The organism is Microbacterium sp. GW821-FHT01D02 (assembly GCF_059422585.1).
Genome location: NZ_JBWKXB010000001.1, coordinates 920,800 through 947,353 on the forward strand (window position 1 = coordinate 920,800; position 26,554 = coordinate 947,353).

At 69.4% G+C, this 26,554-nt stretch carries 26 protein-coding genes and 1 pseudogene; 17 read left to right on the forward strand and 10 right to left on the reverse strand.

Annotation, left to right across the window (positions count from 1 at the left end):
- Window positions 1-36 precede the first annotated feature (36 nt).
- From AC07VM_RS04520 to AC07VM_RS04535, 4 genes are all read right to left on the reverse strand, one after another.
- Window positions 37-1,449 (reverse strand): aldehyde dehydrogenase family protein, encoded by a 1,413-nt coding sequence (locus AC07VM_RS04520; protein ID WP_494910145.1) that lies wholly within the window; start codon window positions 1,447-1,449, stop codon window positions 37-39.
- Window positions 1,446-2,321: an SDR family NAD(P)-dependent oxidoreductase gene (locus tag AC07VM_RS04525; protein WP_267415893.1), complete on the reverse strand. Its 876-nt coding sequence runs from the start codon at window positions 2,319-2,321 to the stop codon at window positions 1,446-1,448. The genes AC07VM_RS04520 and AC07VM_RS04525 overlap by 4 nt, the downstream gene beginning before the upstream one ends.
- Window positions 2,318-3,655, reverse strand: coding sequence for a flavin-containing monooxygenase (locus AC07VM_RS04530; RefSeq protein ID WP_494910146.1), 1,338 nt, complete (start codon window positions 3,653-3,655; stop codon window positions 2,318-2,320). The genes AC07VM_RS04525 and AC07VM_RS04530 overlap by 4 nt, the downstream gene beginning before the upstream one ends.
- 121 nt (window positions 3,656-3,776) lie before the next feature.
- Window positions 3,777-4,814, reverse strand: a complete 1,038-nt coding sequence (locus AC07VM_RS04535) for an AraC family transcriptional regulator (protein WP_494910147.1) — start codon at window positions 4,812-4,814, stop codon at window positions 3,777-3,779.
- A 113-nt stretch (window positions 4,815-4,927) separates the two neighbouring features.
- Between AC07VM_RS04535 and AC07VM_RS04540 the strand changes: the two genes are divergently transcribed.
- Window positions 4,928-5,995 carry an alpha/beta hydrolase gene (locus AC07VM_RS04540; RefSeq protein WP_494910148.1) on the forward strand — a complete coding sequence of 356 codons (1,068 nt, stop codon included), beginning with the start codon at window positions 4,928-4,930 and terminating at the stop codon, window positions 5,993-5,995.
- Here the strand turns inward: AC07VM_RS04540 and AC07VM_RS04545 are convergent.
- Window positions 5,968-6,444 carry a MarR family winged helix-turn-helix transcriptional regulator gene (locus AC07VM_RS04545; protein WP_267415899.1) on the reverse strand — a complete coding sequence of 159 codons (477 nt, stop codon included), beginning with the start codon at window positions 6,442-6,444 and terminating at the stop codon, window positions 5,968-5,970. The genes AC07VM_RS04540 and AC07VM_RS04545 overlap by 28 nt on opposite strands.
- 97 nt (window positions 6,445-6,541) lie before the next feature.
- Between AC07VM_RS04545 and AC07VM_RS04550 the strand changes: the two genes are divergently transcribed.
- From AC07VM_RS04550 to AC07VM_RS04580, 7 genes are all read left to right on the forward strand, one after another.
- On the forward strand, window positions 6,542-7,642 hold the full coding sequence (locus tag AC07VM_RS04550) for an LLM class flavin-dependent oxidoreductase (RefSeq protein WP_494910149.1): 1,101 nt from the start codon (window positions 6,542-6,544) through the stop codon (window positions 7,640-7,642).
- 11 nt (window positions 7,643-7,653) lie between these two features.
- Window positions 7,654-8,340 carry an NADPH-dependent F420 reductase gene (locus AC07VM_RS04555; RefSeq protein ID WP_494910150.1) on the forward strand — a complete coding sequence of 229 codons (687 nt, stop codon included), beginning with the start codon at window positions 7,654-7,656 and terminating at the stop codon, window positions 8,338-8,340.
- 39 nt (window positions 8,341-8,379) lie between these two features.
- Window positions 8,380-11,340, forward strand: coding sequence for a YhgE/Pip family protein (locus tag AC07VM_RS04560; protein ID WP_494910151.1), 2,961 nt, complete (start codon window positions 8,380-8,382; stop codon window positions 11,338-11,340).
- Window positions 11,337-13,517, forward strand: a complete 2,181-nt coding sequence (locus AC07VM_RS04565) for a YhgE/Pip family protein (protein WP_494910152.1) — start codon at window positions 11,337-11,339, stop codon at window positions 13,515-13,517. The genes AC07VM_RS04560 and AC07VM_RS04565 overlap by 4 nt, the downstream gene beginning before the upstream one ends.
- Before the next feature lie 29 nt (window positions 13,518-13,546).
- Window positions 13,547-14,176: a TetR/AcrR family transcriptional regulator gene (locus AC07VM_RS04570; protein WP_494910153.1), complete on the forward strand. Its 630-nt coding sequence runs from the start codon at window positions 13,547-13,549 to the stop codon at window positions 14,174-14,176.
- Between the two features lie 122 nt (window positions 14,177-14,298).
- A complete protein-coding gene (locus AC07VM_RS04575; protein ID WP_267415905.1) occupies window positions 14,299-14,424 on the forward strand; it encodes a hypothetical protein in 126 nt (41 codons plus the stop codon).
- Window positions 14,425-14,714: 290 nt separating this feature from the next.
- The gene (locus AC07VM_RS04580) at window positions 14,715-15,011 is read left to right on the forward strand and encodes a hypothetical protein (RefSeq protein WP_494910154.1); all 297 of its coding nucleotides are present in this window, start codon (window positions 14,715-14,717) and stop codon (window positions 15,009-15,011) included.
- Window positions 15,012-15,083: 72 nt separating this feature from the next.
- Here AC07VM_RS04580 and AC07VM_RS04585 read toward each other — a convergent pair whose 3' ends face one another.
- Window positions 15,084-15,404 (reverse strand): DUF7882 family protein, encoded by a 321-nt coding sequence (locus AC07VM_RS04585; protein ID WP_267415907.1) that lies wholly within the window; start codon window positions 15,402-15,404, stop codon window positions 15,084-15,086.
- Between the two features lie 188 nt (window positions 15,405-15,592).
- On the opposite strand from AC07VM_RS04585, the gene AC07VM_RS04590 reads away from it, so the two are divergent.
- Window positions 15,593-15,868 carry a hypothetical protein gene (locus AC07VM_RS04590; RefSeq protein ID WP_494910155.1) on the forward strand — a complete coding sequence of 92 codons (276 nt, stop codon included), beginning with the start codon at window positions 15,593-15,595 and terminating at the stop codon, window positions 15,866-15,868.
- A gap of 70 nt (window positions 15,869-15,938) precedes the next feature.
- Window positions 15,939-17,342 carry a threonine/serine exporter family protein gene (locus AC07VM_RS04595; protein WP_267415909.1) on the forward strand — a complete coding sequence of 468 codons (1,404 nt, stop codon included), beginning with the start codon at window positions 15,939-15,941 and terminating at the stop codon, window positions 17,340-17,342.
- 129 nt (window positions 17,343-17,471) lie between these two features.
- Here the strand turns inward: AC07VM_RS04595 and AC07VM_RS04600 are convergent, their stop codons facing one another.
- On the reverse strand, window positions 17,472-19,238 hold the full coding sequence (locus AC07VM_RS04600; RefSeq protein WP_494910156.1) for an RNA polymerase sigma factor: 1,767 nt from the start codon (window positions 19,236-19,238) through the stop codon (window positions 17,472-17,474).
- 165 nt (window positions 19,239-19,403) lie between these two features.
- Between AC07VM_RS04600 and AC07VM_RS04605 the strand changes: the two genes are divergently transcribed.
- Entirely contained in the window at window positions 19,404-20,195 is a 792-nt protein-coding gene (locus AC07VM_RS04605) for a hypothetical protein (RefSeq protein WP_494910157.1), read from the forward strand.
- Between the two features lie 49 nt (window positions 20,196-20,244).
- On the opposite strand, the gene AC07VM_RS04610 is transcribed toward AC07VM_RS04605, so the two are convergent.
- A complete protein-coding gene (locus AC07VM_RS04610; RefSeq protein ID WP_494910158.1) occupies window positions 20,245-21,033 on the reverse strand; it encodes an AraC family transcriptional regulator in 789 nt (262 codons plus the stop codon).
- An 83-nt stretch (window positions 21,034-21,116) separates the two neighbouring features.
- On the opposite strand from AC07VM_RS04610, the gene AC07VM_RS04615 reads away from it, so the two are divergent.
- The 3 genes from AC07VM_RS04615 (at window position 21,117) to AC07VM_RS04625 (ending at window position 22,673) form a co-directional block, all read left to right on the forward strand.
- Window positions 21,117-21,917, forward strand: coding sequence for a TSUP family transporter (locus tag AC07VM_RS04615; RefSeq protein WP_494910159.1), 801 nt, complete (start codon window positions 21,117-21,119; stop codon window positions 21,915-21,917).
- Between the two features lie 132 nt (window positions 21,918-22,049).
- A complete protein-coding gene (locus tag AC07VM_RS04620; RefSeq protein ID WP_494910160.1) occupies window positions 22,050-22,415 on the forward strand; it encodes a DoxX family protein in 366 nt (121 codons plus the stop codon).
- A 105-nt stretch (window positions 22,416-22,520) separates the two neighbouring features.
- Window positions 22,521-22,673, forward strand: a complete 153-nt coding sequence (locus AC07VM_RS04625) for a hypothetical protein (RefSeq protein WP_267415914.1) — start codon at window positions 22,521-22,523, stop codon at window positions 22,671-22,673.
- A gap of 105 nt (window positions 22,674-22,778) precedes the next feature.
- Here AC07VM_RS04625 and AC07VM_RS04630 read toward each other — a convergent pair whose 3' ends face one another.
- Entirely contained in the window at window positions 22,779-24,182 is a 1,404-nt protein-coding gene (locus AC07VM_RS04630; RefSeq protein WP_494910161.1) for a DUF1254 domain-containing protein, read from the reverse strand.
- A 150-nt stretch (window positions 24,183-24,332) separates the two neighbouring features.
- Here AC07VM_RS04630 and AC07VM_RS04635 point away from each other — a divergent pair, with 150 nt between their 5' ends.
- From AC07VM_RS04635 to AC07VM_RS04645, 3 genes and pseudogenes are all read left to right on the forward strand, one after another.
- Window positions 24,333-24,737 carry a GNAT family N-acetyltransferase gene (locus tag AC07VM_RS04635; RefSeq protein WP_494910162.1) on the forward strand — a complete coding sequence of 135 codons (405 nt, stop codon included), beginning with the start codon at window positions 24,333-24,335 and terminating at the stop codon, window positions 24,735-24,737.
- A 123-nt stretch (window positions 24,738-24,860) separates the two neighbouring features.
- Window positions 24,861-25,810, forward strand: a pseudogene (locus AC07VM_RS04640) (manganese catalase family protein).
- A 19-nt stretch (window positions 25,811-25,829) separates the two neighbouring features.
- A complete protein-coding gene (locus tag AC07VM_RS04645) occupies window positions 25,830-26,321 on the forward strand; it encodes an SRPBCC family protein (protein ID WP_494910163.1) in 492 nt (163 codons plus the stop codon).
- Here AC07VM_RS04645 and AC07VM_RS04650 read toward each other — a convergent pair.
- The gene (locus AC07VM_RS04650) at window positions 26,279-26,548 is read right to left on the reverse strand and encodes a hypothetical protein (protein ID WP_494910164.1); all 270 of its coding nucleotides are present in this window, start codon (window positions 26,546-26,548) and stop codon (window positions 26,279-26,281) included. The genes AC07VM_RS04645 and AC07VM_RS04650 overlap by 43 nt on opposite strands.
- Window positions 26,549-26,554 lie beyond the last annotated feature (6 nt).

The window sequence follows — 26,554 nt, forward strand, 5'->3', positions numbered from 1 at the left end:
TGCATCGCTCGCACGGGCCGACCGCGCGGTCTCCGCCTATGCGGTCTGCACCCAGATCGTCTTCTCGCGGCTCCACTGGGCGAACGCCTGCAGGGACTTCTCCACCCCGCCGAAGCCCGATTGACGCCATCCGCCGAACGGCACCGTCATGTCGCCCTCGCTGTAGGCGCCGACCGAGACGAGACCCGCACGGATGCCGCGGGCGAGCGCGAGCGCGTCGTCCAGGTCCCTGGTCCACACCGAGGCGGCCAGCCCGTAGTCGACGGCGTTGGCGAGGGCGATGGCCTCGTCCCGCGCGGCGAAGCGCTGCACCGTGACCACCGGCCCGAAGATCTCCGTCCGCAGGATCGCGGCGTCATCCGGAAGGTCCGTCAGCACGGTCGGGGCGATGTACCGTCCACCCGACCCCACGGCGACCTCGACGCCCCCGGTCGCGAGGCGGGCACCCGCGGCGACCGCCTCGTCGATCGCGCGCAGGATGCGGGTCGCCGCGACGTCGTCGATCACTGGGCCGATCTGCGTGGCCTCGTCGGCCGGTGACCCGATCCGCAATGCCGAGGCGGCGGCGCTCAGCCGCTCGACGACGTCGTCATGGATCGACTCGTGCACGAGGATCCGCGAACCCGCCGTGCAGTTCTGCCCCGCCGTGAGGAACGCCGCCTCCACGAGCCCCTCGATCAGCCGGTCGCCGAAGGAGAGCGCATCGGCCATCAGCACCTGCGGGCTCTTCCCGCCCAGCTCGAGGCTGACCCGCTTGAGGTTCGTGGCCGCGGACGCGGCGAGGATCTTCCGTCCGGTCGCCGTCGATCCGGTGAACGAGATCGCCTCCACGATCGGATCCGCGGCGAGCGCCGCCCCGGTCTCCGCCCCGGTACCGGGAAGCACACGCAGCACGCCGCGGGGGATGCCGGCCTCCTCGGCGAGCCCGGCGAGATGAAGCGTCGAGCGGGGCGTCGCGTCGGCCGGTTTCAGGATCAGCGCGTTCCCGGCGGCGAGCGCCGGACCGATCTTCCAGCACGCCATGGCGAGGGGATAGTTCCACGGCAGGATCGCCGCCACCACGCCGTACGGCTCGCGCTCGGTGAAGGCCAGGACGTCGGCGGCGGTCGTCGAGACCCGTCCGTACTGCTTGTCGAGCGCCTCCGCGAACCAGCGGATGGACTCGATCGCGCCGGGCACGTCGTTGTCACGGCATTCCATGATCGGCTTGCCCGCATCCTCGCTGTCGAGACGGGCCAGCGTCTCGGCGTCGCGCTGCATCAGCTCGGCCAGGCGCAGCAGCGCGGCGGCGCGCTCCCGCGGCGACGCACCCGACCAGACGCCGGAGCGATGCACCTCGAGCGCATCCGCGGTGTGGCGGGCGACCTCGGCGGCCGTGGTCACCGGCATCCGGGCGATCTCGGTGCCGTCGCCGGGGTTGCGGATGGTCAGGGTGTCGGTGTTCGTCACGGGGTCTCCACCAGTTCGGGCACGCCGTCGCGGCGCACGATGTGTCCTGCATCCTCCAGCTGACGCAGGTAGGTCGCCAGGCCCCGCTCGCCGCGTCGACGGAACAGCGCCATCAGCCGGGGCAGGGCGTTGGGGAACAGCATCGCGACGCGCAGCAGCACGGATTCGCCGCGGCGCGGGTAGACCTCCAGCCGCGGGCGATCCAGCAGGGAGACCAGAGCACGGGCCACCGCGTCCGGCGGCTGCGGAGGATCCTGGAACTGCAGGGAGTTGCCGCCGTCGATGGCCTCCTGCCGCAGCATCCGGGTATCCGTCGCCGACGGCATCACCGACCCCGCGATGATGCCGCGGGCACGCAGGTCGAGGCCGATCGACAGCATCGCGCCGCGGAGTCCGAACTTGCTCGCGGTGTAGATCGGCGTCTCCCCCAGCGGGAAGATCCCACCCAGCGACACGGTGGTCGCCACCCGGGGGTCGTCGGACCGATGCAGCAGCGGCACCGCCAGGCGGGTGAGCACGAGGGGCGAGACCATGTTCACCTCGATCTCCTGCCGGATGCTGTCGACGCTGCGCTGATCGAACCGCTCCGAGTTCGTCATGCCGATGTTGTTGACCAACACGTCGATGCGACCGTGGACGCGTCCGATGTCGTCGACCAGGGCGCGCACCGCGCTCTCGTCGGTCAGGTCGCAGAGGTGCGTGCTGTGTCCGGCTCCCGGCAGCAGGTCGACCGCCGCCTGCAGGGCACCCTCGCGCCGGTCCACGAGCGCGAGCACGGCCCCGGCCGCGGCCGCCCGCGCACTGAACGCGCGGGCGATGTCACCGGCCCCGCCCGTGACGACGATCACCGTGCCGCGGAAGTCGAAGCTCATGCGCGCACCGCCGTGCGATCGCCGACCGGGGTTCCGGAGAACGGCGGTGACTGCAGCGGCCATCCCAGCTCGCGCGACAGCGTGCGCAGGTACTTCGCATAGGCGTCGGAGTCCACGTAGCCGCGGTGCCGGGGTGACGAGTCGAAGCGCAGACCGTTCGACATGTCGGGGTGATCCGCGCGGATCCGCTCCTGGAACCGACGGGCCGCCCCGCTGCCGGTCGCACTGTCCGCCAGGAACGCCGCGATCAGGTGCGCCTGCTGGTCGAACAGCTGGTAGGCGCCGCTGTTGGTCTCGATGAAGCCCACTCCGAAGAGGCCCGCATGCTCCCGCGAGGCGAAGTTCAGGTACAGATCGGGGTGCTGTTCGTCGCCGAAGTACTCCTGCGCGACGGGGACGCGGTGCCGGTAGCCGGTCGCGAGGAGGATGAGGTCGAACTCGTCGGACGTGCCGTCGGTGAAGGTGACCGTGCGGCCGGCGGTGTCGCGGATGCCGGGGCGGGCGGTGATGTCGCCGTGCTGCAGGTAGTGCATGAGCTGGGAGTTGAGCACCGGGTGCGTCTCGAACAGCTTGTGGTCGGGCTTCTGCAGGCCGAGGCGCGTCGGGTCGCCCACGAGCAGACGCAGCAGCGGCTGCAGCACGGCCCGCTCGAGGCGCTTGGGCAGGAACGAGCCCTTCCCGCCCACGATGTCGCTCGGAACCCCGAACACGTGCTTCGGGATGAACCAGTAGCCGCGCCGCATGCTGATGCTCGCGGACTCCGCTGTGCGCGCGGCGTCGCAGGCGATGTCGCACGCGGAGTTGCCCCCGCCGACGATCAGCACGCGCTTGCCCGCGAACTCGGATGCCGACCGGAAGCTCTGGCTGTGTCGGACCTCGCCGTCGAAGGTGCCCGGCACCTCGGGGATGTTCGGATGCCACTGCGCACCGGTGCAGACGATCACGCTCTGATGCAGGGATTCCTCCCCCGCCGCCGTGGTGACGCGCCAGAGCGCTCCGTCCCGGGCGATGTCGGTCACCTCGCTGTCGAAGCGGATGCGTTCCGTGAGCCCGTAGGCGTCGGCGAAGGCCCGCAGGTACTGCAGGATCTGGGCGTGGCCGGGATAGTCGGGATAGTCATCGGGCATCGGGTACCCGCTGAAGCCCGAGACGGTCCGGCTGGAGATGAAATGCGCCGAGTCGTACATCGGCCCGCCCGGGTTGTCGATGTCCCACGCTCCGCCGGCGCCGCTGTGTCGTTCGAGATGCACGTAGTCGAGACCGCGCTCGGTGAGGGCACGGGCGACGGCGAGACCGGCGGGGCCGGCGCCGATGACGCAGATGGGCGAGGACATCGCAGACTCCTTCGTAGGCGGGGGATCCGTCGGATGGTGCGGCGGATTCCGTGAGCCTACGATTCGGGTGCGGTGCGGCACGGGCCCGGAGAGCCAGCTCACCGGACGCTAGCGGCCATCCTCAATGGCCGCTCTGGAGCCTTTCGCGCATCGCGGCGGGCGAGCATCCGAACCAGCGGCGCGCGGCGCGTCGCAGCGAGCGGTCGTCTCCGTATCCGGCCGCGGCCGCCACGTCGCTGATCGGCAGCGCACCCTGCGCGAGCATCCGGGTCACCGCCCGTCGGCGGACGTCGTCCACCAGAGCGGAGTACGTGGCCTGCACATCCGCGAGCCGGCGACGCAGGGTGCGCTCGCTCAGCGCCAGTGCCCTCGCATGGTGGCCCAGCGGGGCGATCTCGGGCAGATCGGCATCGATACGCGCGGCGAGGACCGCCGCCAGCTCCTGGCGGTCGACCACGCCCGCCGACTCCTCCTCCAGCAGGGCGAGCGCGGCACGCAGCGTCCACTCGTCGGCGAACGGGCTCGGCAGACGCCACTGATCCTCCGACAGCGTCCAGGCGTTGCGGTGCGCCCCGAACTCGACCGGACATCCGAACCAGCGGCCGTGGCGTGCGGCGTCCGCGGGGGCCGGCCGGGCGAGTTCGACACGGACGGGGTGGAACCGCTTCCCGGTCACGTCGCGCGCCATCCGCGTGATGTTCGCGAATCCCTCGTCGATGAGGAAGGCGCCGACGCGATCGTCCCCCTCGGCCACCTCGGCGACGACCGACAGCTGGTCGCCGCGCGCGGCCGTCGACCACCGCACCATGGAGCCCGCCAGGTTCTGGAACCGTAGGCCGAGGTGGATGGCGTCCACGACGCGCGGGCTGCTCATCATCCCCAGCCCCAGCACCCCCGATGCGGTGATGGGCTGCGCACCGCCGACGGCGAGCCCCGCGGCGGGATCGTCGAACAGCCGGAGGGCCGCGTCGATCACGGCGCTGCCCTGCCGGAACGACACGCGCAGCGACGGCGCATCCAGCACCTCCGGTGTCAGCCCCGCCTCGCGCAGCGGCCGCTCCAGGGAGATGCCGCGACGCTCCGCCTCCTGCACGAGATACCGGATGACGTGCGGGCTGATCGTCGCCGAGGGCGCCGGCGGGCTCGGCAGGGTGGGCATCTGGACAGTCTGGCTGTCCGATGATGTCCGGTCAACGGACGCCCCGCGTCCGGGTCCCCCCGAGGGGCAGCCCTATCCTGGCGGTTCCCCTCCTCGACGACGAAAGGGCGGCCATGGCGGAGACGCTCACGGCGCAGCAGCGCATCATCCGGCTCGTGATCAAGACGCTCGGCGCCCTGCCCGAACCCGCGCAGCGCCTGATCGCCGGCAAGCCCGTGCAGATCGACGGGCAGTCGCTGCTCACCGAGGTGCAGATGGCACTGCGCCTGCTCAACGCTCTGCCCGGATCGAGCTTCGAGGAGCTGCCGCTGGCGGATGCGCGGGCGCAGGTCGACGCCGAAGCACTGATCTTCGGAGACCGGGAGCACGTCGACATCGTCGAGGAGCTGCGGATCCCCACGCGCGCGGGGTCGGTCGGCGCCCGTCGCTACCAGCACGCCGCCGGGACGCGGCCCTGGGGTGCCGTCACCTACTTCCACGGCGGGGGCTGGGTCGTCGGCGGGCTGACCTCGACCGATGCGGTCTGCCGGTTCCTGGCCGCGCGCACGGGGCTGGAGATCTACTCGGTCGACTATCGCCTGGCGCCGGAGCACCCCTTCCCCGCAGCGGTGCACGACGCGGTCGACGCGTTCCGCTGGGTCCGCACGCCGACCGCCCCCGAGCTCCCGGTGGCCGTCGCCGGCGACAGCGCGGGTGGCAACCTGAGTGCCGTGGTGTGCGCCGAGACCATCGCGGACGAGTCAGGGCGCCCCGACTTCCAGCTCCTTTTCTTCCCCGTCGCCGATGCCTCCCGCCGCACCCGCTCCTACGAGCTCTTCGCCGACGGCTACTTCCTCACCGCCGCTCAGATGGACTGGTACATCGACCACTACCTGCCGAACCCGGAGGACCGGACCGACCCTCGCGCGTCTCCCCTGTTCGCCGACCTGAACGGGCATCCGCCGGCCCATGTCGCCCTCTCCGGATTCGACGTGCTGCGCGATGAAGGACTGGCCTACGCGGAGGCGCTGCGGGGCGCCGGGGTGCCGACGACGACGCAGCTGGTCGAGGGGCACATCCACGCGTTCGTCAACGCGACCGGCGTGGGGCGGCACAGCTCCCGCGCCCTCGCCGAATCCGCGCAGGCGCTCGTGCGGGGAATGGGCGGTCCGGCTCAGACGTCGGCATCGAGTCCGAGGTGACTCCGCAGGGCCGCGGTGATGTCATCGACCTGAGCGAGCTGCTCGGCGGAGAGTGCGTCGACGAACAGGGCGCGGATGGCGCGGAGGTGCGGCACGTTCGCGGCACGGAAGGCCTCGGCTCCGGCGTCGGTGAGGAGCACGTCGACCCCGTGCACCCCGTCCGCGCACGGAACACGTCGAACCAGACCGCGCTTCTCCATCCGCCCCAGGTGGTGCGACAGGCGACTGCGCTCCCAGTCGATGAGGGCCGCCAGCGCGGATGACCGGGCCGTGTGCCCCTCGGCCTCGCTCAGGGCGAGGAGCACCTGGTAGTCACCGGACGACAGGGACGACTCGGCCTGCAGCTGTGCGGCGAGGCGCGCCCGCAGCGTCTCCGACGTCTCGATGAAGCTCCGCCAGACCCGCAGCTGATCGGGCGTCGGCGTGCTGCGGCGGTGCTCTGCGGTCATCTCGCCCTCCCGGGAATTGATATGTCAATTGTACGGTTGCATCGAGGTGATACGTCAATCCGGAGACACCGGGGCGTGCAGAAGGGTCGTGGTGGAGATGACGGAAGTCGAGTTCGGGCTGAACTCCTTCGGCGAGCTGGCGACGGACGGCGACCGCGTGATGTCGGACGGCGAGACGCTGCGGCTGCTCGTCGAGGAGGCGCAGCTGGCCGAGTCGGTCGGGCTCGACGTGTTCAGCATCGGCGAGCACTATCGCGAGGGTCACATGGACTCCGCGACGCCGGTCGTGCTGGCGGCCGCGGCACAGGCCACCTCGACGATCGGACTGGGCTCCTCGGTGACCGTGCTGTCGACACAGGATCCGGTGCGGCTCTACCAGGAGTTCGCGACGGTCGACGGACTCTCGGACGGACGGGCGCAGCTCATCCTCGGCCGGGCGTCGGCGATCGAGTCCTTCCCGCTGTTCGGGTACGACATCGCCGAATACGAGCAGATCTTCGAGGAGAAGCTCGACCTGTTCCTGCGTCTCATGCGGGAGGAGCGCGTCACCTGGAGCGGCTCCTACCGCAGCCCCCTCGAGAACGTGCGACTGCAGCCGCGGATGCCGGAGGGCGGCATCCCGGCCTGGATCGGCATCGGCGGCAGCCCCGACTCGGTCATCCGCGCCGCCGAGCACGGGCTGCCTCTGATGATGGCGATCATCGGCGGGCGCCCCGAGCGCTTCGCCGGTCACGCCCGCCTGTACCTGCGTGCCCTGGAGCAGTTCGGGCGTCCGGAGCTCCCGATCGGGCAGCACTCCCTCGGCCTGATCGCCGACACCGATGACGAGGCGAAGAACGTGCACTGGAAGCACTGGGAGCCGGTCGTGACGCAGATGAGCAAGGAGCGCGGCTTCTACCCGCCCACACTCGAGCGCTATGAAGAGGAGGTCGACACGGGAGCCCTCTACGTCGGCTCTCCCGAGACGGTCGCGCGGAAGCTCGCCGCAGCCGTGCGCTTCAACCACCTGTCCCGGTTCGATCTGAAGTACGACCTCCTGCACCTGCCGAAGGACGCGCGCGAACGCAGCATCCGCCTCTTCGGAGAGAAGGTCGCCCCGCGCGTGCGCGAGCTCCTCGCCGAGGAACCGGGCGAAGGCGCGTTCGGCGACCCCGGCCTCGCGCGGATCACGAAGGACGGCAAGGCCGTCCACGCCTGAGGAGGGCACGCATGAACGACACCATCGAGACCATCGAGACCATCGGCATCCTCGGCGCAGGGAAGGTCGGCACCACCATCGCCCGCCTCGCCCTCGCCGCGGGATACCGGGTGCTCATCGCCGGCTCGGGGGCACCGGAGCGCATCGCGCTCACGATCGACGTCTTCGCGCCGGGGGCCACCGCGGTGCGCGCCGAGGAGGCCGCCGCCGGGGCGGATGCGGTGATCCTCGCGCTCCCGCTCGGCAAGTACCGCACGCTTCCGGTCGAGCAGCTGCGCGGAAAGCTGGTGCTCGACGCCATGAACTACTGGTGGGAGACCGACGGCATCCGCGACGACCTGAGCGATCCGCGCACCTCGACCAGCGAGCTGGTGCAGGAGTTCCTGCCCGAGTCGCGCGTCGCGAAGGCCCTGAACCACATGGGCTATCACGACCTGGAAGACGAGTCCCGGGCCTCCGGCACCGAGGGGCGCAAGGCGATCGCGATCGCGGGAGACCGACCCGCCGACGTCGCGGTGGTCGCGGACGTGATCGATCGGCTCGGCTTCGACGCCCTCCCCCTCGACGCCCTCGCCGCCGGCGCGGTGCTCCAGCCCGGGAACCCCGCGTTCGGCGCCGACGTCACCGCCGCGGAGCTGCGGGGCCTGATCGGCATCGCGTCGCCCGCGACGGAGGGAGATCCGCTTCCCCTCAGCTAACTTGCACGTTGGTGTGCACGTATTGTGTAAACTCGTCCTGTGAAACAGAGCTGGAGAGTCTACAAGCGCGACGTCAAGAGACTCTCCCGCGTACCCAAGGCCTGGATCATCATCATCGGGGTGCTGATCACCCCCGCCCTGTACGCCTGGTTCAACATCAACGCGTTCTGGGACCCCTACGCCAACACCGCGAACATCCGCGTGGCCGTCGTCGATCTCGACCACGGCGCCACGTCCGATCTCACCGGTCGCATCAACATCGGCGATCAGGTCACCGACCAGCTCCAGGACAACGACCAGCTCGGCTGGACCTTCATGGGCGAGGACGAGGCACAGGAGGCGGTCAGGACGGGCGACGTCTATGCCGCCATCGTCATCCCCGCGCAGTTCAGCGAAGACCTGCTCAGCATCACCAGCGGCGACTTCACGCAGCCCGCGCTGCAGTACTACGTGAACGAGAAGGCCGGGGCGATCGCACCGAAAATCACCGACGTCGGCGCCTCCGAGCTCGACAAGCAGATCACCAGCGCCTTCAAGGAGCAGGTGGCCCTCGCGGCGACGAACGCGCTCAAGGACGTCGGCGACTCCACCGAGCTGCGCCTGCTGAACGCCAGGGACAGCACCCTCAACGCCTTCGACAAGGCGACGGAGACGCTGACCTCGGCCCGGGGGAACCTCGCCGAGGTGCAGGACGGCCTGTCCTCGTCGCGCGGCACGCTCTCCTCCGCCCGGAACACGCTGGCCGACGTCGACCGGTCACTCGGCGACGTTCAGAAGTCGCTCGTCCAGACGCAGTCGATCATCGCCGAGACGCAGAAGGAGGTGATCGCCTTCACCGACAGCGCCACCACCGCCTTCCTCAAGGGGACCACCCTGCTCGCCGACGCCTCGTCGAAGGCGAACGTCTCGATCACCCGTCTCACCCAGAGCCTCGAACAGGCCGGTGTGCGCATCGACGCCGGGATCGAGGACGTCTCGAAGGTGCTCGAGGCGAACGAGGCCGCGGTCGACCGTCTGCAGACCCTGCTCGACGACACCGATCTGAGCGACGAGACGAAGCAGCGTCTGAGCGAGGTCACCGCCTCCCTGCAGGAGCGCAACGCCACCGACCAGCAGCTGCTCGCCGACCTCACCGACCTCAAGGCCGGCGCGTCCGACACGGTCCGCTCCGTCCAGGCGACGGCGGATGCGGTCGACAAGGCGATGCAGGACACGAGGGACGCCTCCTCGGCGATGCGCGACATCCTCACCGGCACCGTTCCCTCGCTGAACGCCGCGATGTCGCAGCTGTCGGCGAGCGTCGGCTCCTTCTCGGCGGCACTGGGGGCGCAGAAGGACGTGCTCGCGCAGGCCGACCAGCTGCTGGCCGGGCTGGACGCGCAGCTCGTCGCCACCTCGTCGTCCCTGCAGAGCTTCGACAGCGATCTCGCCGGCATCGAGGAGGGCGTGCGCTCGTCGCGCACCGACGTCGTCGCGCTCAGCGCCGCATCCGAGTGGGGCCTGCTCGGCACCCTCACCGACCTGGACCCCGCGCAGATCGCGCAGTTCGTCGCCTCGCCCGTCGAGGTCGACGAGCACCTCGTGTTCCCCGTCGCCACCTACGGGTCGGCGATGGCCGCGCTCTTCACGAACCTGTCGCTGTGGATCGGCGCCTTCGTGCTCATGGTGATCTTCCGGGTCGAGGTCGACACCGAGGATGTCGAGGGCGTCACGGTGCGCGAGGCGTACCTCGGACGCTTCTTCCTCTTCGCGACGCTCGCCATCGGCCAGGCGCTGATCGTGTGCATCGGAAACCTCATCATCGGCGTGCAGACCGTCAGCGCGCTCGCCTTCGTCGGCACCGGCGTGCTCATCGCCCTCGCCTACGTGAGCATCATCTACGCGCTCTGCGTGGCGTTCGGACACGTGGGCCGCGGCCTCTGCATCCTCCTGGTGATCATGCAGATCCCGGGCGCATCCGGGCTGTACCCCATCGAGCTGATGCCCGGATTCTTCCGCGCGATCTATCCGCTCCTCCCGTTCTCCTACGGCATCGACGCCCTGCGCGAGACGATCGGCGGCTTCTACGGCGCCCACTACTGGCGCTTCCTGGGTGCCCTGGCGGTGTTCGTCGCGCTCGCGTTCCTCCTCGGCCTCGTGCTGCGGCGCCGGCTCGCGAACTTCAACCTGCTCTTCAACCGCCAGGTCCTCTCGACCGACCTGCTGATCGGCGAGAAGGTGCAGGTCGTCGGTCGCGGGTACCGGCTCACCGATGTGATCCGCGCCCTGTCGAACCGCGGGGAGTACCGCGCGGACCTGGCTCAGCGCGCCGAGCTGTTCACACGGCGGTACCCGGTGCTGCTGAAGGCGACGGTGCTCACGGGCGTCGCGGGACTCGTCGTGCTCGGCGTGATCACCTGGGCGCTGCCCGGATCGAAGGCGCTGCTGCTGGGCCTGTGGACCCTCTGGATCCTGCTCGTCATCGGGTTCCTCGTGACGATCGAGTACATCAAGCACAGCTTCGAGAGCGGCGAGGAGATCGCCACACTCGACGACGCCGATCTGCGCGACCTCGCTCTCGCCGGCCGCGCGGGCCGCGATGCGGTCCTGCCGTCGGAGGCGTCCGCTCCCCTCCCCTCGCAGGCGGAGGCGGCGACTCGCCCGCTGCTCATCGACGACCCGACGGCGGATGACGCCGTCGCCGCCGAGGCCACCACCCGCGTCACGACGATCGTCGCGGCGGAGCCGGACGACCCGGCCTCCGGGACGGACGCCGACGCGCTGCTCACCGAATGGTTCGAGTCCGAGCCCGAGTCCGGTCCCGAGTCCGAGCCCGAGCCCGAATCCGACGACCAGTCCGCGCCGGAGACCACGTCACGGGCAGAGACGACGTCGCCGGAGGAGGCGGATGCGCCCGAGTCGGCGGAAGCCCCGGACGAACCGGAAGCCCCGGAAACCCCGGAGCACCCGGAAGAACCGGACGAAGAGGGACAGACGGAAGAAGGGGAGCACCGCGCGTGAAGAACATCCTGCAACTGACGCTCCGCGACGTGCGTCACGCGACTCAGAACGTGATGGCCTGCATCGTCGTCTTCGGTCTCGTCGTCATCCCCTCGCTGTTCACCTGGTTCAACGTCATCGCCAGCTGGGACCCGTTCGCGAACACCAAGGACCTGAAGATCGCCGTCGCCAGCACGGACGCCGGATACGAGAGCGACCTCGTCCCGATCCGCATCAACGTCGGCGAGCAGGTCCTCTCCCAGCTCCGCGGGAACGACCAGCTCGACTGGATCATCACCGACGAGCACGACGCCATCGACGGGACGAAGTCGGGCGAGTACTACGCCGCCATCGTGCTGCCGGAGACGTTCAGCGCCGACATGCTGACGTTCTACGCGGACGGCGGCGACCGGACGCACATCGCGCTCTACACGAACGAGAAGAAGAACGCGCTGGCCCCGAAGATCACCGGCCAGGGCGCGGAGGGCGTCTCCTCCGCGATCAGCGAGGAGTTCACCCAGACGCTCGGCGACGTCGCCCTCGGCCTCATCTCGTCGATGTCGGACTACCTCACCGACGAGGACACGCAGGCGGCGCTGACCCGCGTCGAGGCGCGCCTCGGGAGCGTGGCCGACCAGTTGCGCTCCGGCGCCCACACGGCCGACTCGTTCACCGCCCTGATCGAGGCGAGCGAACCGCTGCTCGACAGCGCCTCGGCCCTCGTCGGCACGGCCGGCGAGGCGTTCCGGGACACGTCGGGCGCTCTCGGCAGCGGTGTCGACGCAGCGGGCACGCTGAAGTCGACCCTGCAGTCGGCGACGCAGTCCCTGGCGGATGCCCTCGCGGCGACCTCGGACAGCTACGACGCGGTCGGCCGGCGGATCGACGAGCTGTATGCCGGAGCGGACTCGCTGAGCGGCAGCCAGGTGCAGGCGATCACCACGCTCGCGCAGCGGGTGCAGCAGCAGATCGATCAGTACACCGCGCTCAAGGACACGCTGGAGACGCAAGTCGGGCCGCAGCTTCCCGAGTCGGCACAGCCGGCCTTCGCCGCCGTGATCTCGCGGCTCGACGAGGCCATCGCCCGGCAGCAGGCGCTGCAGGAGCAGCTGCAGAAGTCGGCGACCGAGATCGCGGCGGGCAACGACGCGGCGCAGAGCTCCCACCAGGAGATCAAGGCCGCGATCGCGGATGCGAAGAAGGCGATCGCGGATGCGCGGAGCACCTATGACAACGGTCTGAAGACGCAGCTGGACGCCCTGTCGTCCACGCTCACGCAGATCGGCTCCGACGTGTCGGCGATTCGCTCCGACCTGTCCGGGATCACGTCCGGCCTCTCCGGCGCCTCGGATTCCGTGCGGTCGACGCTGTCGCGGGCGCAGGAGGCGACGACGCAGCTGTCCACCTCGCTGAACACGATGGCCGACCGGTTCGACGAGGTGCAGCAGGCGATGGCGAAGGCCGCGGACACCGGCGACCTCAGCGAGCTGATCGGTGCTGACCCCGGGGTGCTCGCCACCTCCCTCGCCGAGCCGGTGCGCCTCGACCGCACGGCCGTCTTCCCCGTGGCGGGCTTCGGCGCGGCCATGGCCCCGCTGTACATGATCCTCGCGCTGTGGGTGGGCGCGCTGCTGATGACCGTGACGATCCGCGTCGACGTGAACGCCGAGACGCTGCCCGACCGGCCGGAGCTCACCCCGACGCAGAAGTACCTCGGCCGCTACGGCATCTTCGGGCTGGTCGGCCTCGCGCAGAGCACGCTCCTGACGCTCGGACTGATCCTGTTCGTGCAGGTGCAACCCGCCCATCCCTTCCTGCTCATCCTGGCCGGATGGGTGATCTCGACCGTGTTCACCCTCATCGTCTACACGGCGGTCGTCGCGTTCGGCAACGCCGGCAAGGCGCTCGCGGTGCTGCTCCTGGTGATCCAGATCTCGGGCTCCGGCGGTGCGTACCCGCTGCAGCTGCTGCCCGAATGGTTCCAGAGCATCAGCCCCTTCCTCCCGGCAACCTACGCGGTGAACATGGTGCGGTCGGCGATCGCCGGCGTCTATCAGGGCGACTTCTGGCTGTCCCTGGGCGCGCTCGCGCTGTTCATCATCCCGGCGCTGCTCCTCGGCCTCGTGCTCCGGCGCCCGCTGATGACCTACAACCGCAAGCTCGTCGAAGCACTCGCCTCGACCAAGGTGATGTCGTGACCGGTGCGCCTGCGGGAAAGGACCCCGCTGTGACCGCCGCGAACACTCCGGCCCCCCGCGGCCGTCGGCGCGATGCTCTGGCGAACCGCGAGGCGCTGCTGCGCGCGGCGCAGGCCGTGCTCGCCACGAACCCGCATGCCTCCCTCGATGCGATCGCGCAGGCAGCCGGGCTCACGCGACGAGCCGTCTACGGCCACTTCGCCGACCGCGACAGCCTCCTGCGGGAGGTGATCGCCGTGGGCGCACAACGCTTCAACACGATCGCCGAGACCACCGACGACCCCGATCCGCGGGTGACTCTGGCCCGCATGGCGACGCGCCTGTGGCGGGAGGCCTCCGCGGTGCGCGCCTCGGCCAACATCGCCCTCGATGACGCTCATCTCGCGGACACCGTGCTCGCCCTCACACCACTGCGCCGCCGCATCCGCGATCTGACGAAGACCGGTGTGGAGTCGGGGGCGTTCCGCGGCGACATGCCTCCCGTCCTCCTGGCGTTCCTCATCGAGGAGACCGCGCGGGCCACGCTGCGCGAGCTGCGTCTGACCACGGACGACGCCGACTCGACCGTCGTCCGCGTCGTGCTGAGCATCGTCGGCCTCTCCTGGACCGAGCAGGCCGAGCTCCTCCGCGCACACCCCGAGATCTTCGCCCAGGACTGACCTCTCCGGTCGGGCGGCGCGGGTCGCCCATTCTCAGACCTGCCCTCGCCCGTGTCAACGCCTGGCGGAGACGCCGGCTCCGGAGGGAGACTCGTCACCCACCCCAGCGATTGGAGACTCCCATGTCAGACGCTCAGGCATACCCCGACGGCGAGAGCGAAGTGGAAGCGGAGGGCATCGACCCCGACTTCCCGTCGACCGACGACGGCTCGACCGATCCCGACGAGGACGACGACGCCGACGCCTGACGCGCGCCTTGACGCGCACTCATCCCCTGCACCAGGATGAGGTCCCACACGCTCGAACAGGGCGACAACCGGGGGGTATCGTGCGTCGACTCGGGGAGGGAAGTCCCGGGTCGGCCAGGGCAACCGCCGCAGTCACCGCCATCGGCGGACTGCTTCTGCTCAGCTCGACCATGACCGGGTGCACGGGTGAGGCGATAGCGAGCCCCAGCCCGACGGTGACGTCGAGCGCGTCCCCGCGGGCCGGCGAGACGGCGGCGCCGACACCGACACCGACACCGACACCGACAGACGTGGTGCACTACGTGCCCGATGGCGAGGACATCCTCGCGAGCGTGGACAACCAGCAGGCAGCCAACCAGATCGGCGTGTTCCCTGTGACGCACAAGAACGCCGTGGTCTACCTCACCTGCACCGGCGAGGGCATCGTCGTGATCGAGATCGATCCAGTGGGAACCTTCCCCCTGGAATGCGCGACGACGCTCGCGTCAGAGAATCAGTTCCAGGTCAGCGAGTACGACGAGTTCCGGGTCGGTATCCGGTCCGAAGCGGGCCAGACCTGGGCGGCAACCATCACGACGCGCGACTGACGTCGTCGGTCCGACGTCCGATCGGAAGCGCCCGCCGGTGAGTGCATCCGGGCCGACACCGGGTGGCGGCGGTCAGCTCTCAGAGCCGTCCGGAGTGTCGAGCACCTCGTCGACGAGCATGATGCCGCCGGTCGAGTTGGCGGAGTGCATGAGCTCCTCGATCCATCGCACGTTGAGCTGCGGCGTCTCCGGCTCGTCGAACGTGAAGCGGAGCGGGATCGACGGGTGCAGCCAGATCGTGGAACGGCCGACGGGGTCGCCCTCGGGGTGCTTCCACGAGAGGGTGAAGCTCTCGTTGCGACGCAGCTTGGTGGCGATGACCACCTTCAGATGAGCGAGCGCCCGGTCTTCGATATGGATCTCGTCACCGCTGCCGTACTGGACCGTTCCCATGTCAGAACCCTAGCCGGAATCGACCGACGACCGAGTTGAGGAGCCCCTCGGCACGTCGTACAATTCTGGTGAATTCTGGCGGGCTGACGGGCGCCCGTTCGACCAGGCGGTGCAGGATTCTGCCCCCTCGGGTGCGGTGCGCTCCTCGGCAGCCAAGGCTGACTGATGGGAGTGTTGAGATGTCTGCGATGCCCGATCCCCGGTTCGAGCTTCGGAAGATCACCGATACCGAGTGGCTGATCCTCGACCACCGGTACGCGTCGAACGATTCTCGGCAGACGGTCGCCTGCGTCTACCAGGTGGATGCCGTCGAGGTCGAGGTCCTGTGGCTCCGGGACCTCCCGCTGGCGAACTGCTACATGTCCGCCATGGACGTGCTCGAGGACGTGCAGCGGTTCCATACACCGCGCCGTGCCGGTCGCCCGATCCCCATTCCGCACCGTCCGCCGCTGGCCACCGCCTGAACGGTTCGGGCTCGCGGACGCGCCCCGCCCCTCGTGACGGAGTGTCGGCGCGGACGGGAGAATGGAGGACATGTCCGCGAGATCCCGTCGGCCGCTCCTCTCCTCCGTGCGAAGGCTGCTGCACACCGACCCCTCGGCCGTCGCGCACACCGAGGCCATGCCCGTCATCGACGAGCGCACCGTCCCCCGGGTGCTCGATCTCGCGACGCGCATCGGAGAGTCGATGTTCGCGGTCGGCGCCTCCGCCCACGAGGTCACGCTCGCGATCACGCGCGTCTGCGATGCGTACGGGATGCGGGGCGTGCAGGTCGACGTCACGTACAACTCGATCACGGTGTCGTTCCACCTGAGCGGCGAGGTCTGGCCGGAGACCCTCGTCCGGGTCGTCCGGGTGACAGCTCCCGATCACGCGAAGCTGCAGCGGGTGCAGGCTCTCGTCGCCGACATCGACGACGGGCTCGACCTCGAATCCGCCCGCACGACGTTCCGCGCGATCCGTCGGATGCCGTTCCGCTACCAGCAGCCGGTCGTGATCGTGGCCCGAGCGCTGCTCGCGGTCGGCGTCAGCATCATGCTCGGCGCCTCGCCGATCATTGTCGGCCTCACGTTCGTCGCCGCGCTCGGTGCGGCCCTGACGCAGGCCGGGCTCGCCCGGCTCCGGGTCCCGCTGTTCTTCAGCCAGATCGCGGGAGGCCTGGTCACGACGGTCGTGGCACTCGCGGTGTCGGCGCTCGGTGCCGCGGGCATCGAGCCGTTCGTGGGCATCCGCCCGTCGATCATCGTGGCCTCGGGAATCGTGCTGATGCTCGCCGGCCTCACCGTGGTCGGCGCCGCGCAGGACGCGATCGACGGCTTCGCTCTCACGGCGGGCGGGCGCATCCTCGACCTCACGATGCAGACGCTCGGTGTCGTCATCGGCATCCTCGTCGGACTCGAGCTGGGCAGCGCCCTGGGCTTCACGATGGACCTGCCCGACGACCCGGCGCCGTTCGGTCCGCTGCTGAACCAGTTCGTCGGCGCGATCATCGTCGCGGTGGCCGTGGCCGTGTTCAACGGCGCCGGCATCCGGATCATCCTCGTGAGCGCACTGCTCAGTGCCGTGACCCTCGCCGGCTACTCCGCCACGATCGCGCTGAACGTGCACCCCGCCGCGGCGAGCGCGATCGGCGCCCTGCTCGCGAGCTTCCTCGGGATGCTGATCGCCCGGAACCTGCACGTGCCGTCGGTGGCGGTGACGACCGCGGCGATCGTGCCGCTCGTCCCCGGTGTCGCGGTGTTCCAGGGGCTGCTGGAGATGGTGCACGCCGCCGGCACCTCCTCCGCGGGCGTGCTGGTGTCGGGCGGATCGCTCATCGACGCCGCGGTGATCGGCATCGGTCTCGCGTCCGGCGCCTCCCTCGGCCTGTACCTCGGCACCCCGGTGCGGGCGACGCTCGCGAGCGTCGCGAAGACCCGCGCCCGCGTGCGGCGCTGAGCAGTTCTCCGCCCCGGGAGCGGGCGGACATGCCCTAGGTCGCGACGGTGCATGTGCGTTCCAGATAGTCGTCGATCGCCGTGAGGCTGGCGCACACCAGGTGCTGATCAGACAGCGGGCCTCACCGTCCTACGGGTCGACGAGGTCGAACGTCATGTCCTCCGCGTCCGGACCCCAGGGGCCCCAGATCACGTCCGGGTCGTACACGTCGACCGAGGTCTCGTGGGCTGGTCCCCAGAATCCGTCGCCGTCGAGGGCACGGAAGGTGAAGTGGTACCAGCCCACGCCGTTCATCACGAGTCGCTTGCGCGTGTATCCGCTCTGGTCCAGCGTGATCGTCGCGGAGACGCCCTGCATCGTGTCGACGAACACCGTGCCGTTCGCGGGGCCGGTGATCGCGATCACGACACCCGTGGTCTGCGCCTCGCTCAGGAGCATGTCCTCGAACCCCTCGATGTGCTCGAACCCCTGCACGGTCAGGGGCAGCACGGTGAAGGTGCCCGACATGGCTGCCGACGGCGACACGGCGTCGTACGTCCAGACCCGATAGTCGTAGACGCCCGGTTCGAGCTCGAGCCCGCGCGCATCGAAGCTCCAGCTCCCGTCGCCGGCGACCGGTGGCGTGTAGCGCTGCGCCCCCAGCTCGACCACCACGGCGCGCCCCGGTGTCGTCTTCCCCTGGACGACGGGCGCCAGGTATCCCGAGAGGGCGGAGGGAGTAGTGACCCCGGGGGATCCTCCCGTCGCGGGGTCGATACCGGGGCCGGGGGTGTCGGGGCCGGCCGGACCCGGACGGGTGGGGGCGATCGGACCCTGCCTGTCGGGGTCGTCGGTGAGCTCCACCACGGGGATGCGGGGATCGTTCACGCCCGGCCCGATGGCCGGCTCCACCGGTTCGGCCCGCGGGGTCGTCGGCGCCGGCGTCTGCGGGACGACCACCCGGATCACGCTCGGGGCGGTCGTCGGGTCCACTCCCGCCACAGCCGGCGACGGGGCGGGAGGGAGCAGAAGCGTGGAGACGATGACCCCGCTCACCGTGAGGACGCTCAGGCCCCCGGCGATGAGCCAGCCCGTGAGCCCGGCGCCGGCGGTCACCGCGGCGACGGCAGCGGCGGTCGTCCCCGAGGTCAGGGATGCCAGCGACGGCACGCCCAGCCCGGCGGATCCCAGCAGGATCGCGAGCGTCTTGCCCTCGAGACGTGCGGATCCGCCGCGCAGGCTGTGGAGCAGGTCTCGGCAGCTGTCGCAGATCGTCAGGTGGGTGTCGACCTCGACGGCCAGCGCGGCGTTCCGCGGCTCGGTCACGTACTGCGGGAACAGCCGCGCGACGTGGGCGACGTCCTCGCGGAGCGCGAGGGGGATCTGTGTGCTGAGCCACTGGAACTTCAGTCCCGCCCGCGCTCGCCGCTGCAGGGCGGACACCGCGTTGGGTCTGATCCCGAGCTCTTTGGCGATCTCCGGTCGGCTCCGGTCGTCGACCTCGGCGAGCCAGAGCACGCGCTGCCATCGCTCGGGCAGCTCGCGGAATGCCGAGATCACCTCTGCCGAATCGGACTGCTGCTCCAGCCGGCTGAGGCCATCGTGCGGGTCGACCTGATCCAGGTCCTCGGCGCTCAGGACGCGCTCGGCCTCCCGGTTCCACTTGATCGCCAGGTTGCGGATCACGGCTTTCAGGTACGAGCGGAACGCATACCGCGGACCCTTGTCCGTCGCTGTGACCTGCTGGTAGATCGCGAGGAACGACTCGGACACGAGGTCGTCGGCGCGCGAGGGGAAGAGCCGGTGGGCGTAGCGGTACGCCGCACCGGAATGGCGACGCCACAGCGCCTCGTAACTGCGGGCATCTCCGCCGCGCAGACCGTGAAGAAGTTCCGCATCGCTGCGCGCGTCCGACACGCCGTCTCCCCCGCTCGCACTCTCCGTCAGGACCAACGTAGGGCATCCACGGGGTCCGCGGTTCTGCTCGGCGACACGGAGGAATCCCGCGTCACCTTTCACGGCCTGCCGACTCCTTACCTCTGCAACGACGCATATCCGTCCGATTGAGGGGAGTTCGAACCGATGAATGAGAATGACACGACGGCCCAGGTGGGTGGCCTGTCCCGGAGGTCTGTCGTGAAGGGCGCGGCCTGGTCGCTGCCGGTCATCGCCGCCGCCGTCGCGACACCGCTGGCCGCGGCATCCGTCCTGTGCACCGCGACGATCAGCACCAGCACCGCGACATACTCGCGACTCAGCGCCACCTCATCGGTGTTCACCTGGGGAGACGTGTTCGGAGACGGCAAGGATCTGACGCTGACCCTCACCACCGTCCCCAACGGCGCGAACAACATGACCCTCAACCAGGCGAACAACTTCGTGCTGGAAAGCAGCCAGCAGGGCGGGGAGGCAGAGCCCAGCGTGCGGTTGTCGCTCGACACCGCCGACCTCCGCAACATCGGCGGCGGCCAGCGGGTGACCTTCAGCTTCGCCCTCGACGGTGTGCCCACCACGGTCGAGAACCTGTCCTACAAGATCAAGGACATCGACGGCATGCAGGCCGTCGACGGGCTCGGCGGCGCGGAGCGGGTCTACCTGTCCGACGGGGCGGGCACCGGCACCTACAACGCGGACTGGATCCGCGGCCAGGGCACGGGGACGAACCCCTGGCGTCCCTTCACCGGATCGCCGAACGCGGAGGTCGCGCCCGGCAGCGCGGCTGGAAACGTCGATGTCACGGCGACATCCGCCAGCGCGTTCAGCCTCACCTTCGCCGCCAACAACTCCGGCCGTGCCCTCGGAGAGCGCCCGAACCAGAACATCTGGGTCGGGCCGTTCAGCTTCACCGCGCTGAACCCGGCCTGCGCCCTCTGACCGGGACGGAGTAGGGCGAGACCCCGCAGGGCCGTTCCCCTGCGGGGTCTCAGCCGTGCGTCTGCGAGCGCGGTGTCCGACGCTCGTGGAAGCTCGAAGGCGGTGCACCGAACGTGCGAGTGAACGCGGCGGTGAACGAAGCCGGAGACGCGTAGCCCAGGTCGCCCGCCACCTGGGCCACCGGCATCCGGCGCAGGAGTGTGATGCTCGCCAACAGCCGGGCCCGCGTGCGCCACATCGACGGACTCATCCCGGTGGCCTCCCGGAAACGGCGGTCGAAGTTCCTCGTGCTCATCATCGCTGCGCGCGCCCAGTCGACGTTCGTGAGGGCGACGTCGGGGCGCCCGAGGTACTCCGTGCACAGGGATCGGAACGGCTCCGCCCGAGGGAGCGACACGGAGAGCGGAAGCGGAGTCACCCGCTGCAGCTCCTGGAGGATCAGCTGGACGACGGCACCATCACGGCCGGAGGCGTCATATCCGGCATCGAAGTCGTTCGCCTCCCGCAGGAGCTCTCGGAGGAGCGGCTCGACCTCGATCACCGTGCAGGAGGCGGGCCACCACGGCACGGCGCTCGGCTCGATGTAGAGGCTCCAGGTCGTGACATCCCGCATCCGCACCTGATGGGAGGTCTGCGGAGGGATGAGGACGGCGCGGTTGGTGGGGATGGTCCAGGACCCGTCGAGGGTCTCCACCTGCATGATGCCCGTGGCTCCGTAGAGGAGCTGGGCCCGGCGGTGCGCGTGATGCGCCAGCAGGTGGTCGGGCGGATAGTCCGTGCCGATCGGGAGGACGTCGACGGGGAGCGCGTCATATCTCTCCAGCCGGACGTTTCTCACCCTCCGATCCTATTGGCTGAGACTCTATAGTCATCGGCCGATACGAGATTGTCGGCCGGAGCTCGACGCGATCGACTGGAGTGGTGTCCTTCGCTCTTCTCCTCCTCGTCGGCCTCGCTGTCGGCATCACCACGGTTCTCTTCGGTTTCGGCGGTGGATTCGTCACGGTCCCGGTCATCACCCTGATAGACGCCTCGCTCGGCGGCGACGGCGTGCGAGTGGCGACCGCGACCTCGGCTCTCGTGATGCTCGTCAACGCCGTCGTCGCGACCGCCGCGACCTCCCGCTCGGTACTGGGCGGTCTCGGCGGACGGCGAGGACTGTTCGCGCTGCTCGCGGTCGGCGGGGCGGCGGGAGCCGCGGCCTCTCGATTCGCACCGGTCGCGCTCCTCAAGTGGGGTTTCGTGGCCTACATCGTTCTCACGATCGCGGATCTCGTGGTCCGTCCCGGCTTCCTCCGACCCCTCCCCCCGCACCGCATCGCGGGCGCAGCTGTGCGCACGGGCGGCGTTCCGGATTGGCTCGGCCTCCCCATCGGGACGGTTGCGGCCTTCCTCGGTGTCGGCGGAAGCGTCATGACCGTGCCGATGATGCGCCGGGCCGGCGCCAGCATGCAGATCGCCGCGGCTCTGGCCAATCCGCTCACTCTCGCGATCGTCCTCCCCGCGCTGATCGTGTCGCTGTGCACGTCCGGAGCCCTCCCCCACTCCGAGGGCCTGATCGGATCGGTGGACGTCGTCTCCGCGGCGGCGCTTCTCCTCGGCTCCATCCCCGTCGTCATCCTGCTGCGTCGGCGTCCGCCTCGGATCCCCGATCGCGTCCACTCCTGGACCTACGTCGCGCTCCTCGCCACGGCGGCGACCACCGTCGCGGTCGCCGGATAGCGCGCGCGAAGCGGACGGCGCCCGGGGCATCGATCTCCTCGAAGAACACGGTGATTGCGCGAGCCGAGGGTGGGGGACGATACTCACGCTGAGGCCATCGGCCTCACCGCGACCACGGAAGCAGGGACCTCGATGAACATCGCCGTCTGGATCGTGTCCGGCCTGCTCGCCCTCCTCTATGTGTTCACGGGCGGCACGAAGATCCTCCGCTCGAAGGAGGCGCTGGCGCCCACGATGAGCTGGACCCGCTCCGCGAAGCCCGGGGTCATCAAGGCCGTCGGCATCCTCGAGATCCTGGGGGCTGTCGGGCTGATCCTGCCGTGGCTCACCGGCATCGTCCCGATCCTGACGCCGATCGCGGCCGTCGGGCTCGTGCTCCTCCAGGCGGGCGCGATCGTGGTGCACATCCGCATCGGCGAGGCGAAGTCGGTGCCGTTCAACGCCACGCTCCTGCTGCTCGCGGCGTTCGTCGCGGTCTTCCGCTTCATCGCTCTCTAGACGGACGGCCCGAAACCGAACCGGAGGCCCGGGCGCCCGAGGTCAACCCCCTGACGGGTCGGGGCGAGCGGGCGTACGGTCACCGGAACGAATGAAGGAGACACGATGAGCGATCCGAAGAACACCCAGGGCACGCCCGGACCCGAGGAAGAGGCAGACACCGCATCCGGCGGCGCCCCCGACGACACCGACAAGGTGCTCGAGGAGGAGACCACCGACGAGAACGGCAAGCCCCTGGAGAACCCTTCCGGCGGGTGAGCAGGAATCGAGCGGAGAGCGGCCGGTGAGGACCTCCCGGCCGCTCCTGAACCACCGGCTACGCGGCGCGCGCTCCCGACTCCGGGTGCATGAACGGCTCGCGCATCAACTCCGCGGTCGGGAGCGGAGCTCGAAGTCCGGCAGCTGCCAGGTACCGTCGAATGCGGCCGGCTCAGGACCGTAGATGCGGAAGTAGACGAACCATCCGCTACCGGGCTTCGTCTTGATCCAATGCGCGGCCTCGGCGTCCTCGTCAGGACGCTCGGGCGAGAAGTGGAGTCGAACGGTGTCGCCGACGAGGTCGGTCAGCTCGTACATCGAGCGGAGTGCGGCAGAGTTCTGCTCGGTGAGGATCTCGCTGCGGGTCTCGGCGTCGTAGACGGTGACCGACCAGAAGAGTGTCGCGGGCACCGGCAGCGGAACGTCGAGGCTGTAGGAGTTCTGCCCGTAGAGATACTCGCCCTCGGCGTCACGCAGCCCGAGCCAATACAGGGAGCCGGCTCCGGGTGCGCGAGCGAACATCGCGGGCGACTCGACCTGGGCCTGATAGAACCACTTCTCCCGGGCGTAGAGGTCGGTGTAGTCAGCGGTGTCGAAGGTTCCGTTCTGCGACTGCAGCACAGCCCACTCCCACTGGGTGTCCGCCCAGACCTGCTTCGAGGCGCTCCGGTCCGCGAACGACTGTGCCAGCAGATGCGCATGCCCGATCACCGCCGCCTTCTCGAGGATACCGACCAGCCGATCATCCGGCTCGAATGACAGACCGCGGGCGATGCCGAGCTGGGCGAGCTCGCCGTACTCATAGCGGTACGCGGGGTTCGGAGGTTCCTGCTGCAGGGTGTCGTGCAGCACCCGCCAGAACTCGAGGTTCGTCTCCCATCGCACCGGGGTGAAATCCGCTCCGTCCAGAACGGAGAGGTCCACCCACGTGGTCTCGGGCCACTCGTCGCGCGGCTGGAGCGGGTAGACCCTGACCGATTGCATCAGCCGATCCGCAGCATCCATGTCGCCGCCGATCGGCATCGCTCGGATCAGTCCGAGCACACGATTGGTCGTCGCGTGCGCTGCGTACATCCCGTCCGGCACCTCGCCGGTCCATCCGGGAGGCAGCACGACATGCCTTCCGCCCTCAGCCTTCGCCGGACCCGGCAGACCGTAGTCCATCACCCACAGCTGATTGAGGTCGTTGAAGGTACCCATGATCGGTCCCGGCGGGACCTCCAACACGATCGGGCCGTCGGACAGGTCGAGCGCCACCGCGCCGTAGGGCGTGTCCGAATTCGGGGTGAAGACGAACTGTCGTGGTGTTCCCTTCAACGCGGGGAACACATGATTCGGAACCACGCCACCGGCGAGGTTGCCGCGCCATGTCGCTTCGAAGGAAACCGTCGGGTAGAAGAACCGATACGCGTGCAACGCCCGCACCAGGTCAGCCTCATCGAAGGCGACGGCTGCCGTCTCGGCCGTCGGAAAACCGCCCTCGATCACGTACCTCGCCTCGTCGAACATGACATCCCCTTCTGCGCGGACCGTTGCGAGAGACGCTACCCCCGCGCGTCGAGGGTGTCGACGGCGAATCGGAACCCTCTCGCGGCCGACCCCCGGTATCGCGACCCAGCGGCCCGAGGAGACGGTCATGGGCAGCGCTAGGCTCCTCACGTGGATCTGTCACTCACCCCGCCGTCAGCCGCGGAGTTCAAGGCCCTCTACGACGAGACGGGCTGGGCGGACATCCCCCTCTCGACGTTCGAATCCGCACTGGCCGGGACCTGGATCGTGTGCACCGCACGTGAGGCCGACGGCTCGCTGCTCGGTATGGGCCGCCTGATCAGCGACGGAGCCCTGCACGCCTTCGTGGCGGAGATGCTCGTCACCGAGCATGCGCGCGGCAACGGAACGGGCGCTCTCATCCTCGATGCTCTCGTCGCCGCCGCGAAGACACGAGGCGTCGACGACATCCAACTCTTCGCCGCACGCGGCCGCGCGGAATTCTATGAGCGCAACGGCTTCAGCCGCCGCCCCTCCGACGCTCCCGGGATGGACATCTCCACCCCTCACCCCTAGCGGTCTGCTGCGAAAAGCTCCGCATAGTACGTCTGACTTCGCGATTGGTCGAGGGAGGCGGAGAAAGCCGTCCCCGGGTGCAGTGTGACTCCACACCGCACGACTCACGCACCGGAGGCCGACATGTATTTCCACGTCCAGGAGTTCATCAACGCGATCGCTCACGACGAGCCGGACCCCGCTGCGGCGAATGCGCTTCAGGAAGGGCTGGGTGGTCAGTTCGGTGAGATGCGGACGATGATGCAGTACCTCTTCCAGAGCATCAACTTCCGGGGGCCGGACGGCAAGGCGTACAAGGACCTCATCCAGGGGATCGGCACCGAGGAGATCAGTCATGTCGAACTCATCGGCACGACCATCTCCCGCCTCCTCGACGGCTCCCCGCAGTATCAGGGCACGCCGACCGACTCCCTGGATGAGCCGGGTGCGGGCGGCGCGACACCCCTGCGCATCGCTGTCGACACGAGCAACATCCATCACTATCTCGTCGGAGCTCAGGGAGCTCTTCCCGTCGACGCCGTCGGAACCCGTGGTCTGGCAGCTACGTCTACAACTCGGGCAACCTCGTGCTCGATCTGCTCTACAACCTCATGCTCGAATCCACCGGCCGGTTGCAGAAGTGTCGCCTGTACGAGATGACGGACAACAAGATGGCCCGGAGCACGATCTCGTACCTCATCGTGCGGGATCAGGCGCACGAGAACGCCTACGCCAAGGCGCTCGAGACGCTCGGCGTGAACTGGCGCACCTCCCTGCCGATCCCGAAGACGAATGCCGAGCAGTTCCCCGAGGTGAAGAAGCTCCTCGATCTCGGTCTGCAGAGCAAGCAGTACTCGTTCGATCTCACGGCCCAGTCCGAGGCCGGCAAGATCTTCCAGGGGGCGTCGCCGTCGAACGACGGGACAGAGCTCGACGCCAGCGAGCAGGCACCGGTCGGGCATCCCATGACGATCGCGCCGGAGCGCTTCGAGGAGTTCGCTCCCGGTGCGGACGACGAGCTCCGGGCACTGATCGAGGCGACGGCCGCCATGGAGATGGCCGACATCGATGCGACCTTCGGGCGCATGAAATGACGACGGATCGAGGCGTGTGATGGCGACCAACACCCGCCGGATGAGGTGCGCACCACAGGACGTGTTCCGCGTGCTGCAGGACGGCTGGCTCTACCCGAGCTGGGTCGTCGGCGCCACGCGCATGCGCGAGGTGGATGACGCCTGGCCCCGCCCTGACGCCGAGCTCCACCACACGGTGGGGTCTTGGCCCTTCGTCCTCGACGACACCACGCGGAGCGTGGATTGGGACCCTCCTCACCGCATGCGACTCATCGCGCGAGGCTGGCCGTTCGGCGAGGCCGATATCACCATCCGCGTCCGCTCCGACGAGGACGGCTGTGTGGTGCGCATCGATGAGGAACCCCGCAGCGGTCCGGCGACGCTCATCCCCCGCTTCCCGACCACTCCGATGCTCCGTGTGCGCAACGCCGAGACGCTCCGCCGCCTCGCCTACATCGCCGAGGGCAACCGGCCTCGTGCCGCGACGGGCTACGAGCCCACGTTGGGGTTGCTGCCGGCCAGCAGCACGTAGCTGTCCTCGGTAGTGGAGCGATTCTTGACGAGCAGCTCGTACCTGCGGCCTTCGGCGTGAGCCTCGGCCCACTCGATGACGCTCGAGACGCTCTCCGCATCGTCGATCAGCCAGATGTCGCTGTTCCATGCGTAGCCGGGCGCCGGTCGCGCCCAGAAGTCGACTCGGTAACAGGGGTGCTCGTCTCGATCCGATTCCTTGATATCGATCATCGACCGTGCGCGCATAGCCGA